The sequence below is a fragment of the Dolichospermum sp. DET69 genome, from assembly GCA_017355425.1.
Classification (GTDB): domain Bacteria; phylum Cyanobacteriota; class Cyanobacteriia; order Cyanobacteriales; family Nostocaceae; genus Dolichospermum.
In genome coordinates, this window is the sequence record CP070233.1 from 2,019,192 (window position 1) to 2,031,243 (window position 12,052).

The window sequence follows — 12,052 nt, forward strand, 5'->3', positions numbered from 1 at the left end:
AGTTAAAATTATGAAAATTCATCTAACCAGAGGCAGAATTTCTAAGTCAATCAGCTGTTTGGGTAAAAACAGGAATTAATATTTGTGACATTTTTTCTAAAAAATTAACTAGAAAAATTTGGAACTGTAAACTTTTCACCCGGGTTAGGAGTGATGACTTTGGTGTTTAAATTGTTTTTCTCCAGTAATGTCTGAAATTCTGACGCAGTTCCCTGAGTTTGCAGAAATTTGGTTAATATTCCTGTAAATAAAATGTCTCCTCCCGCAGCGGTAGGAAGCATAAATTGAGGTTTGACAGATTTTGCTACTTCCAGGGCGCTACTCATTCCTTTGATAATCGAACCAAGGACAGGTAAGCCTAAATCAATGATTGGTGTAATTACTACGTCAATGGATTCTATTGCTTTGATTTGGGGGGAATGATAACCATGTGGTTCATAATATAATGTGGAATTATTTACTAAATCTTGGAGCAGATAGCCGTTTTCTAATAAAGTTGGGCCAATGGGAGAACCGGGAAAGGCTTTGATTTCTACTTGCTGATTTAAGGTGAAGGTTTCACCATGATTGAGAGTGATGATTTGTTGATAACCCAGTTGTTCTACTACTTTAGCCGCATTGGGGGAAGCGACAACGGGAATATTTTTGTCAAGTTGCTTTAATGTGGGTGGGTGTGCATGATCTTCTAAACCTTGAGAAAGCAGAATTAAATTGATATTATCTGGTATTGACCGATCCTGATGACGAGAACCTTTAAATAACCACTCTAAATTATTAAAGGTTAAATCACCAATTAACCAAGGGTCAATTAGTATCCGTTGTTCGTTGATTTCTATCAACCAGCTATTACTGTCTAACCAAGTAAAGTTCATAATTAGGATTTGCTAAAGAAGTTTTTTCGTAAGGGATAGAAGTAGGGGCGTATTGCAATACGCCCCTACAGGATTCAGGAGTTAATGAACCACGAAGGACACGAAGGACACGAAGGAAGAAGGAAGAAGGAAGAAGGAAGAAGGAAGAAGGCATGACAATTATTTGGCTAGATCAGAAATTATTCAGTAACTACAAAGTAGCTGATTCAACAAATAAGCACAGATTGCACTACCGATAGGAACTGTTAAATTATCAATTCCTAAAAAAGAAAATGCTTCTAAAATTGTAGCAATTAAAGCAACTATTAAAGAAACTATCCAAGTTTGCCATATATTACCTTGAGTAACCAGTAAAAGAGTTACACAAATAAAATAACTAATTAAAGTAACTGTTAAAGAACCTTCCCAGCTTTTTTGAGAACCGAAAACTATATATTTATGTTTACCAAAGCGTTTACCAATTAAGGCCGCTAATCCATCTCCCCAAGCCATAGTCATAATTCCTAAAACAGCATATTGGGGTTGGTGTAAATACCAAAAAATACCTACTAAAACACCAATACTCACAGCATAGAAAAATGTTCCCAAACTGTGACGACCGACGCTATTAATACCGGGAAGAATGGGGAATTTATAAGATAATAAGGTAATAATACTCGCAAAGATTGAAGCTGTAATACCCACATAAGGGGGAATATCTAACCACCAAGCGATGACAATAACGTTACCTGTGCCAATATGCACGATTTTACGGATGATTTCTGGTTCGCTATCAGTAAAACGACTAACTACCCAAGCAATGCAGATAATTAATCCTACCCAAGCCGCAGCAGGGGCAATTTGCAGCGACAATGGGGAAAGGGTTTCCAAAGTGAGCAATGTGTTAAACAATGATGGAATAGAGATATTTTTAACTTTAATTCTACTTTATGGGATTTGGACATGAAAATATTATTGATTTGGCTGATTAAGGGTTATCGCTTCTTTATTTCTCCCCTGCTTCCTCCCGCTTGTCGCTTTCAACCGACTTGTTCTATGTATGCGATTCAAGCTATTGAGCGGTTTGGGGTTGTCCGTGGTAGTTGGATGGCTATTATACGAATTTTACGCTGTCATCCTTTTCATCCAGGCGGTTATGATCCTGTTCCAGATGTGGAAAAAAAGTCTTGTTGTCAAGATGAAGACTGAACACGGATTTAAGGGATTACGGGATTACACTGATTTTTATTGCTAGTGAGTAATTTCTGTTACGGAAATATTTCCATAAGTGTTTGGTCTACTGGGACAAGCATTTTTTGATAACTACGATATCAAAATATTAGATAAATACATCGAATTTCATCAGCGTTAAAAAAAAGTTAAAAATTATCAATTAAAATGCGACCATATCACCAAATTCCCATTATTGAATGTAGTGAACCTTTAGTTAAAATTCCTCTGGAATTGTTTGCGGTGGAATCTCCTCACCCTTATCAAAAGTTAGGTGCTAATTATGGGGGACATTCACCTTATTATTTGCGCCAAAGTGTGATTGAAAATTTGATTCAGGCACAAAATTATTTACAATTACTACATCCTAATTGGTATATTCAAATATTTGATGCTTATCGTCCTGTAGCTGTACAGCAATTTATGGTAGATTACAGTTTTGGAGAAGCTTTGCGAGAAAGGGGTTTGACGGATAAGGAATTGTCACCCCAGCAACGGGAAGAGGCATGGACAGCGGTTTATGAAATTTGGGCTGTACCCAGTTTGGATATGAAAACCCCTCCTCCTCATAGTACCGGGGCTGCGGTAGATATTACTCTAGTTAATGATATTGGGGAAGTTGTGGATATGGGTTCACCTATTGATGAAATGTCCGATCGCTCACTTCCAGAATATTATATTCATAGTCATCCAGAATATCATGCTCACCGTCAATTATTGCGGGATATGATGTTAAAAGCCGGATTTCAACGCAACCCTAAAGAATGGTGGCATTTTTCCTTTGGTGATCAAATGTGGGCTTGGTTATATAATCAATCTCATCCTGAAAATGTGATGACAGCACGTTATGGGATACACAAATAACGTAGTTAAACCTTGGTCAAACAGCGTCAATTGCTTATAATTCGCTCTCTGATTGACCTTACTCGTAAGTTTGCACTTTAGGTTCTAGAGTCTGGGGCTTATCCATGCCCGTTGTCGCCTCGGTTTCTACTGTCAGAGATTCCCGAAACTTCTGAGTCCGTTCTAGCAAGATTACTTTTACATTGGAATGTTTCATGTAACGAGTGATTTCAACGTCACTCATTCTTGCTAGAACGTTGTCAGCAGCGTTAGTATCTGAGTGCATCACGACCCCATCATGTCCGGTAAACTTGTCACCATTTCTACTACCTGTTAAGGTATTAAATCTGGAGTCAAGTTGTGACGTATACGCACAATTAACACTAACAACCGTACAACCTGTACGGGTTGAAACTTGTTTGAGGGCATCCGCAACCATCCCCTTGCACCATGAAGAAACATTTCTCTTCATGCGCTTTCTCATGGGCTTTTTGCCTTTTAGTGCTTCCGTCAAATCTTCAAAAGCTACCTTGATCGCATCTGTCATCAAGTCATGCGTAGCTGTAAAAACTATTGTTTGAACCCTACCTTTAAAGGATGTTTCCCGATTGTCCCACTTGATTTTACCAAGGTTATTCCGTTTGATTCTATCAGCTTTAGCACTGTTCCCTTTAGCGGTAGACTTGTTAAAAACTGACCTGATTTTATTGCGTTTAACTTGTTTCGCTGTTCTGTAATCGGTTTCTTGGGTTTGGATTTTACCAAAATTATTACCTAAAAATCTAGCACCATCGTTAGAAGATGTGGCATAAACTTCGGTGTAACCTCTATCACATCCAATTATTTTACCCTCGGTCTTTTTTTCAGCTTTTTGGATGTCAGTTGTGTAATGTATTTCCCATCTGCCATTACGCTTAATTAATCTTATCTGACACTTTATTTCTGTTGGTAAAGTCGTTGGTAACTTGAGAGTTTTACATGGAGTTAACCCTCCAAACCGCAACCATACCACGCCTTTATCGTCCATTTTAGTATCATAAGCCTTCACAATAATTTGGTTACAAACTTTTGTGTGTCCTCGATACCAAAACTTTCTAACTAAGGTGCAAAGTTTTGGATGTTCCAACCATTCACGACTTTCTAAGGTAAGTTGTAAAACTGCTTTTTTAGCCTGGAACGGCTGGAACGATTGACCCAAATATTTCATTACCTTTTCGACACAAGCAGCCTGAACTAAATGAATATCATCAATTACGTCATAGAGAGTCGCTTCCCATAACTTGGCAGGTAATTGATACTTGTCTTTTAAGGTGCGTAACTGTTTGTCAATCTCAAATTTAGAAACGCCCCAGGCTTTCAACGACCCGAACTCATTCCACAAATCAGAGCGTAGTTTACCTAAACTCAAAGCAATCAAATCAAGTTCGTTAGATTTCCAGTTATTTAGTTTTTCAGTCCCTAAAATAGCGATTCTCGTAACGGTTAACTGATTCTTTGCTTTGAGTTTCATGGACTTGGTTTGCTACGTCTTTTAGTATTATACCCCCATTGACTCGTATTGACTACTATTTGTTTCATGAATATTTTGCTCTTCGGCTATTTTTTTCTTGTAAGCTCGAAGAAAGTAAAGTTTGGAGGAAAAGCAGTGCATGATAGCCATAAAATCCTGCATCAACTCTTCGTGCGGTGATAGCTTGGCATTGTTCACCACGACAATTTTGCAGCCGTGAAGACTGCAAAACCACTCAACGAACTCAAAGCCAAATCTGCATAACCTATCTTTATGCCCCACGACAATTTCAGAGATTTGATTCTGGGCAACTTGAGCCATTAATTTAAGAAAGTTTTTCCGCTTCCAATTCATGCCACTAGCAACATCCTTGACGACCCGACATCCTGGGTAAGTTTTACCTAAAAATTCTATTTGTGTGTCAAGGTCTAACAACTGGGTTTTTGTGCTGACACGGGCATAAAGAACCCGCTCTTTATCCATTGAGACTGTTTTTATAAATGCTGACTCTGGATATCTCCGATGCCCACCAGGAGAACGGATACATTCTATTTTCCCTAAGTCAGCCCATTCTGCCGTCGTCTTAGGGTGATAGCCAAATTGTTTGTAAACTTGTTCTGGGGTTAGGTATTTCATCTTTCGGTTAAATACGATTAACTCCAGTATACTACGTTATTTTGAGATTAGAGGATGAGGCTGTAGCCCTCTTTGTTTTCGCTGCGCTCAAATACAATTTGTGGCTACGCAACTTAACTCACGCGCATTCATCCCACGCTCCGGTATAGTGAGACGTGGGGCTTCTGCTGATTAAGCTAAAAACTGCCAATGCTCAACTTCCTAATCAAAAAGGTAAACTTACTGCAAAGCCTACTTTAAGATGGATTTTTCAATGTTTTAAGTCAGTTCATCTAGTCTTTATCAATGGGATTAAATCTTCCATTCAACTCACAGATAGACAAAAACTGATTTTGCAGTTCTTTGGTGCATCTTCCCACCAATATTATTTTTTGTCTTAAATTACCTGCTGAATGTGGGATACAAGGACGGGCAAGATGCCCATCCCACAAAGATTGGATAGTGAACGCGAGAGCGTCCTGGAGGGAACTAGCGCTGCTGCAAGCAGTTCATTTTTTTTGTGAAATTCTCATAAGACCTCGCGGTAAGTGGGAAACTCAGTGGCTTTAGCCGGTGAGAGGGAAGCGACACGAGGGATTTTAATCCCTGTGGTATGCTAGAATGAAATCGTGAGTAAGAACAATAAACATCTACGTGTTGAAACATCCTAGTACGGAGAAATCCCGGCTCATAAGAAACAACAGTTAGGTTCAAGTCCTAGCAGCAGTATTGACTTGAAAGAGCAAGTAATGGCAGGTTGTGGAGCGTACCGCATCTTGGCTTAGTGATGGACTCACAAAAACACTGAAAACAATAAAAGTAAGCGCAATTTCGACACCTTGATTGGTGGTTGTATTGAGCGTCTAGGCGGCGTTTGACGGTCGCAGCGAGATTAGATTAGGCTAAACCCTTAATCTAATTCTGTCAGTAGAATCTCAGTGGCTGTCTTCCCTGAGAGTGTCAAACTCATTTAAAACCGGGGTTCTTTAAGAAGTCCGGTTTTTAGTTCTGATAAAAATGGAGAGGGGGGGATTCGAACCCCCGAAGGGATATAATCCCTTAACAGATTAGCAATCTGCCGCTTTCGACCACTCAGCCACCTCTCCAGGTCATGAGTAATAATCGTAGCAGAAGTTTTTGAGCTTGTCAATATTTATTTTGAAAATAAATTTAGTGACCAATGACCAATGACCAATGACCAATGACCAATGACCAATGACCACTGACCACTGACCAATGACCAATGACCAATGACCAATGACCACTGACCAAGCTATAAAACTTGCGATCGCATCCAAGCTGCTGGCAAGGTGCGTAACTTTTTCCATTGGGGAACATAAGCTCGCTGACTGAACACATCATAATCATTGCGCTCAATCACCTCTAAAATCTGCTCATATAGCATAGATGCAGACCAAACAGGCCACCGAGCATCAGCAGCCAGGTAACTAATACCTTTATCTGCTTGAGTATAGAATTTACGGGCGCGATCAATTTGAAATCGCATGAGTGAACGCCAGCGGTCATCCACTACGCCTTGAATACATTCTTCCTCGGTGTAATTAAATTTGGCCAAATCTGCTAGGGGAATATAGATTCTGCCTCGACGGGCATCTTCACCAACATCACGGAGAATATTGGTGAGTTGGTTAGCAATTCCCAAAGCGATCGCTTCTTCTATAGGAAGATAGGGTTCTTGACTTTGATACCAAGGGGCTGTATAGATGCTATTGTCCACGCCCATAATCGTAGTTGACATCAAGCCTACAGTTCCCGCTACGCGATAGCAGTAGAGGTATAAATCCTCAAAGGTTTCATAGCGACTGCGATACAAATCCATGCGCTGACCGGCGATCATATCCCGAAAGGGTTGAATGTCTAACGGAAAGCGTTGGAGAGTATCTGCTAACGCTACATCATAATTATCCAATGGGCATCCCGCAAAAATCGTCTCCAGTTGCTTTTCCCATAGTTCTAGGGTTTCTGGCGTGGTGATAGCAGATGCAGGACCATCCACTAATTCATCTGTACGGCGACACCAGGCATAAATTGCCCAAACAGATTGACGCTTGGCCGGACTCATCAGCATTGTCCCTAAATAAAAAGTCTTAGCGTACTTAGCTGTGAGTTCTCGACAAAGGTTGTATGACTCATCAATAGAGACCAGCGTTTTCATGCGCGGGGGGGAATCAGGCAGTTGCAGCATTCGTGGCGGGCGGTCGGGTTGGCGTTTGCAGGTTAGAGGGATTTGCTACCGTCAGCGCTTGAGATATCGCCTGCGCTGTTAGTTTACCAGAAAGTACCGCCCCTTCCATACTGGCTAGATAGCGCTGCATGGTGTAATCCCCAGTCAGATAGAAATTAGAAATGGGGGTTTGCTGTGAGGGACGGTAATTTTGACGACCTGGAGTAGCTTTGTAAACTGAACGCGGTGTTTTCACCACATGATATTTCAGCATTTTGGTAGGATTATCCCCCCAAAGTGTTGGGGAAAGAGTTTTTCTAACTCAGTAATAGTTGCAGCAACGATTTCCTCATCGGATTTAGATATCCAATCTTTCGCTGGTGCTAGAACTAATTCCAGCATAGAACGGTGAGGATTGGCGTATTCACGGCAAGTATTACTCATATCAGCATAAACGCTGAGGAGGGGAGAACGGGAAAATAGCAGATGATCAATATCTGTTAGTTTACGGTCGAACCAGATATGGACATTAATCACAGGTACGCCTTCTAAACCTTCTAATTTTTGGAAAAAGGGCATTTCTTTCCAAGAACTGGGCAAAATTGGCTTTAAAGGGTCTACTGGTAAGGCTGATACATAGGTATCCGCTGTAAATATCTCATCTTCTGCCCCATTTAAGCCGCGCAGCAGGAATCCTTTTACACTTCCATCCTCCTTGAGGAGAATCTCTTTTAAGGGCGCATTCAGGCGAACTTCTCCACCCCGCTCAGTGATGTGGTCAATGATTGGCTGGCACAATCTTTCTGTGGGTGAACCGTCCAGGAAAGCCATTTTTGAGCCGTTTTTCTCTTGAAGAAAGCGATTCAAGGCTGTTAATAGCACGGTGGCAGAAATTTCATCTGGGTCAATGAAGTTCAAGGCTTTGGACATAGCAATGAATACTTCTTTTTCTACTCTGGGAGGAACATTTTGTTTTTGCAACCACTCCCGGAAAGAATACTTATCCATCTCTTCCACGTACTTTTGCCCTTGGAGGATGGCAGGTAATAAGCCAATCCCAAACCTGATTTTCTCCGCCCAGGTCAGCATATCGTTGTTTCTCAGAATTGCTACCATACCATTGATAGGCGCAGGTAAATCTGGGAAATCAAATCGGCTGTAAGTCCCTGGTGCTTCAGGCTGATTGAAGATCATTGTGTGTTCTTTCCACTGCAATCGGTCTTCAATGTTCAATTCTTTGAATAACTGCAACATATTGGGGTAAGCCCCAAAAAAAATGTGCAGTCCTGTTTCGTACCAATCACCATCAGCATCTTTCCACGCAGCCACTTTACCACCCACTACATCTCGGCGTTCCAAGACAATGGGGGTGTGACCTAGATCGGTTAGATATTTTGCACAGGAAAGTCCTGCTAGACCCGCTCCCGCGATAGCTACTCGCATTTAAACCTACTATTCTTCAATATTTCTTAACTGTTTTGTCGTTCTCATTATACGTTGCAATCCGTTACATTTGCCGATTCTCGTCTGATTGCTTCTGAAAAAAAATTCCCAAAATCTTTCCCTAACTATGTAATTTATCCTAATCTTCAGTCCAGGGATGGATACAGATTTTTTGACGTAAAAAATATTTAGTGTGATTTATAGATCAACCTCAATCAGTGTATATTTTTGGGTAATTGCTGATTACAAATACAAAAAATTGTTTATTTTCTCAGTATTTACACATGAAATGAATAAGTGAGGTAGTAAAGTAAATAGCAAAAAAAATTGTAGTCATAAGCAAAATAATAGAAATATTAGCAATCCCTCAAAATTAGATTTAAAACTTTTATTTATTTAAATCTCCATTACGGTATATGATGATCCCAGACAGTTTAATCATAATTAAGTCTGAAACCGGATAGAAATTATGTAATTCAAAAAACCTTTATTTGTTGTTCAATAAAACTCTTTTTTTATTCAACCTAGGGATTATTCCTCTAGGCATTGTGCATCTATCTGGAGAATAACTAAACTATGATATTAACAGGAATACTATGGGTGACATCCTTCACAGGTGGTGCTTTGGTGTTGACGGCAAATTTATCACTGGGTTTAATAGCTAAGGTATATGCAATACAAGTTCCAGCCAATTTAGTTAAGCCACAAGCTCAATTTCTAACCATTGCTCAACAACATAAGAGGGCTTGGCAAAAAACCTTAATATCAAAAACTTCCTTCACAGTTGACTGGATAAATAGGCGATTATTATCCTATAGAGATAGGTCTATCACAGGTTTAAAGGTAAAAGAAACAAAATTTTGTGCTTCTGTACCAGAAAATATAGCTGCACAACCTCATTTAAAAAATGTTACTAACTTTTTGCCAGTGAAATTCACTCAAGTTAGTATTCCCAAGTTGGATTTATCACCTTCTACTGTTGTGCGATCGCTCCAAAGTTTCTTTAATGTCATCAACAATCCAGTTGAGCCAAATGGGAGTTATGATTACTCGCCAGTATTGATTGTTCAGCGTAATTCATCCAGTTATGAAGTATGGGTTAATAACAGCTTTGTTGCCAGACTACCTGATCAAATTACAGCTAACGTTTTACAAAAACGCTTACAGCAATTAGTAACATTACCAACTGGACAATTTACGCAATTACAACCAGGTTTAGTTGATCGGACTCCCTCCCTAATGGTAGGTAATCGGTTACTATTTGCAATTGATCGGCAAATTTCTGATAAACTTGGTCGCAGCGGTGATATTTTAGCTCTGGAATGGACTAATAATTTGCGAATAGCCCTTAATACTAAGCCGCTGACATTGCTACAAGGACAAATGGAAATGTATGGATTACAGTCCTCAACCACAAAACTTTCTGGGATAGCTTCTTGGTATGGTGGCTATTTTCATGGTCGCTTAACAGCAAATGGTGAGATATATAATCAAGATGATTTCACTGTTGCCCATCGAACTCTACCTTTTAATACCTTCTTAAAAGTTACAAATCAAGAAAATGGTAAATCCGTGATTGTGCGTGTTAATGATCGCGGTCCTTATATTGCACCAAGAAGCCTGGATTTGTCTCGAACAGCGGCTCGTTGTCTCGGTAGTGAACATACTGGAGTCGTAGCTTACAAAGCTGTAATTTTACAACAAAATGCGCCACAAATGACTTTGAAACCATCTCAACCAAGAACTGAAGACATGGCTAATGCCAAAAGTGAGTTATTAGTTTCTAACTTTTATTAGTTGTGAAATATAAAGCAATATGTTCATTTAAGCCTAAAACTCAATCTCTAGGTAGGTTGAGTTGAGCCGAAGAAATCCAACATGATTAGAGGACTCCACAAACAAGATGAACTGCTTACAGCAGAGCTAGTTCCCTCCGGGACGCTCTCGCGTTCGCTATCCAATCTTGTGGGATGGGCATCCTGCCCGTCCTGATATTATTACTCCTTTCCCACTAGAAGAATATAGATTAAATGAACCACGAAGGAGCGAAGAACGCGAAGGAAGAAGGAGAAGGAAGAAGGAGGAAGGAAGAAGATGGTTAATCTTATCCTGGGAAGGGAGTAGCAGGCTGTTTATGCCTGCACTACAACAAATTTTGGGATATTTTTTATTTGGAAATCTCTTAAGACTTTGTTGGGTTGCGCGATCGCTTAACCCAGCCTACAATTTTCCTTAACTAAACTGTATGCCTTATATTTAGCTCACCAAATTATGTCAATATCTCTATCATCACAAAGTTTTGGTAATCATCTGATTCTCGGTATTTCTGGGACAAGTTTAAATGATGATGATAAACGGGCGTTAAATGCATTAAAACCCATTGGTGTCATCTTTTTTGCGAAAAACTTCCTCGACAGTGTACCATATCCGGTCTGGTTAGAAAGGTTTAAAAACCTCATTGATGAAATTCGTCAATATTCTGAACGTGATTGCATATTTACTACTTTAGACCATGAAGGTGGGCGAGTTGTGCGAACACCTTTACCAATTACTCGCTTTCCTCATGCTTATTTATTGCAATCTCACGCTTATGAAGTCGCAAAAGCCACAGCTTTAGAATTAAAATCTCTGGGAATTAATCTTTCTTGGGCCCCTGTTGCGGATATTTTCTCTAATCCCCAAAACCCAATTATTGGACCCCGTGCCTTTGGAATTACACCGGAAGCCGCTAGTCAAGGTGTGCGGGAATATTACCGAGGATTGCGGGAAGAGGGGATTTTAGGTTCTGCTAAACACTTTCCTGGACATGGAGATACTAGCACAGATTCCCATTTGGAGTTACCAATATTAAATTTGAGTTTAGAAGATTTGCGAAACCGGGAATTGATTCCTTTTCAAACTTTGATTCAGGCAGAAATCCCCTTAATTATGACAGCGCATATTTTGTTTGGGCAAATTGATCCGGAAGTACCAGCAACTTTATCTAGAATCATTTTAAATGATATTTTAAGGAAAGAGTTAGGTTTTCAAGGTGTGATAGTTTCCGATGATTTAGATATGAAAGCTGTCTCAGAAATGTTTATGCAATCGGGAACTGTTGCGCGGGCTTTTCATGCTGGTTGTGATTTATTTATAGTTTCTCGAAATATCAATTCTTCTTCTTTGGAAAGAACATATAAAATTGCTGAAGATTTTTCTGCTAGTTTGAATAATGGTAGTTTAGATGTAGCGGTGGTAGGGGCTGCGCGGGAGAGGGTGGAAAAGTTGTTGCAGGTAACTCCTCAATATTCAGTTTCTCTTCTTGATCAGGATACGTTGGTGAGAAATGCAGAATTAGCAATTAGTTGTTGTTTGTAAGGGGATTGAATAGAATTT

Annotated in this window: 10 protein-coding genes, 1 tRNA gene and 1 pseudogene; 4 read left to right on the top strand and 8 right to left on the bottom strand. The window is 39.8% G+C overall.

Features of this window, described 5'->3' with window-relative positions; translation table 11 throughout:
* Nucleotides 1-104: 104 nt before the first annotated feature.
* Both EZY12_09420 and EZY12_09425 read right to left on the bottom strand, forming a co-directional pair.
* The gene (locus EZY12_09420; GenBank protein QSX69774.1) at nt 105-872 is read right to left on the bottom strand and encodes an MBL fold metallo-hydrolase; all 768 of its coding nucleotides are present in this window, start codon (nt 870-872) and stop codon (nt 105-107) included.
* Between the two features lie 183 nt (nt 873-1,055).
* Complete coding sequence (locus EZY12_09425; GenBank protein ID QSX69775.1) at nt 1,056-1,763, bottom strand: phosphatidate cytidylyltransferase; 708 nt, start codon at nt 1,761-1,763, stop codon at nt 1,056-1,058.
* 51 nt (nt 1,764-1,814) lie between these two features.
* Here EZY12_09425 and yidD point away from each other — a divergent pair, with 51 nt between their 5' ends.
* Together yidD and EZY12_09435 are read left to right on the top strand one after the other, a co-directional pair.
* Entirely contained in the window at nt 1,815-2,060 is a 246-nt protein-coding gene (yidD, locus tag EZY12_09430; protein QSX69776.1) for a membrane protein insertion efficiency factor YidD, read from the top strand.
* Nucleotides 2,061-2,249: 189 nt separating this feature from the next.
* A complete protein-coding gene (locus EZY12_09435; protein QSX69777.1) occupies nt 2,250-2,945 on the top strand; it encodes a D-alanyl-D-alanine dipeptidase in 696 nt (231 codons plus the stop codon).
* Between the two features lie 58 nt (nt 2,946-3,003).
* On the opposite strand, the gene EZY12_09440 is transcribed toward EZY12_09435, so the two are convergent.
* From EZY12_09440 to pds, 6 genes and pseudogenes are all read right to left on the bottom strand, one after another.
* Complete coding sequence (locus EZY12_09440) at nt 3,004-4,434, bottom strand: addiction module component (GenBank protein ID QSX69778.1); 1,431 nt, start codon at nt 4,432-4,434, stop codon at nt 3,004-3,006.
* Between the two features lie 27 nt (nt 4,435-4,461).
* Nucleotides 4,462-5,070, bottom strand: a complete 609-nt coding sequence (locus EZY12_09445) for an IS607 family transposase (GenBank protein ID QSX69779.1) — start codon at nt 5,068-5,070, stop codon at nt 4,462-4,464.
* A 997-nt stretch (nt 5,071-6,067) separates the two neighbouring features.
* Nucleotides 6,068-6,155, bottom strand: a tRNA-Ser gene (locus tag EZY12_09450).
* A gap of 3 nt (nt 6,156-6,158) precedes the next feature.
* Nucleotides 6,159-6,377, bottom strand: a complete 219-nt coding sequence (locus EZY12_09455; protein QSX69780.1) for a hypothetical protein — start codon at nt 6,375-6,377, stop codon at nt 6,159-6,161.
* Nucleotides 6,323-7,255 (bottom strand): phytoene synthase, encoded by a 933-nt coding sequence (locus EZY12_09460; GenBank protein QSX69781.1) that lies wholly within the window; start codon nt 7,253-7,255, stop codon nt 6,323-6,325. Before EZY12_09460 ends, EZY12_09455 begins: the two co-directional genes overlap by 55 nt.
* Nucleotides 7,239-8,677 (bottom strand): annotated as a pseudogene (gene pds, locus EZY12_09465) (15-cis-phytoene desaturase). Before pds ends, EZY12_09460 begins: the two are co-directional and overlap by 17 nt.
* A gap of 576 nt (nt 8,678-9,253) precedes the next feature.
* Here pds and EZY12_09470 point away from each other — a divergent pair.
* Together EZY12_09470 and nagZ are read left to right on the top strand one after the other, a co-directional pair.
* Complete coding sequence (locus EZY12_09470) at nt 9,254-10,474, top strand: septal ring lytic transglycosylase RlpA family protein (GenBank protein ID QSX69782.1); 1,221 nt, start codon at nt 9,254-9,256, stop codon at nt 10,472-10,474.
* Between the two features lie 474 nt (nt 10,475-10,948).
* Nucleotides 10,949-12,034 (top strand): beta-N-acetylhexosaminidase, encoded by a 1,086-nt coding sequence (gene nagZ, locus EZY12_09475; protein ID QSX69783.1) that lies wholly within the window; start codon nt 10,949-10,951, stop codon nt 12,032-12,034.
* Nucleotides 12,035-12,052 lie beyond the last annotated feature (18 nt).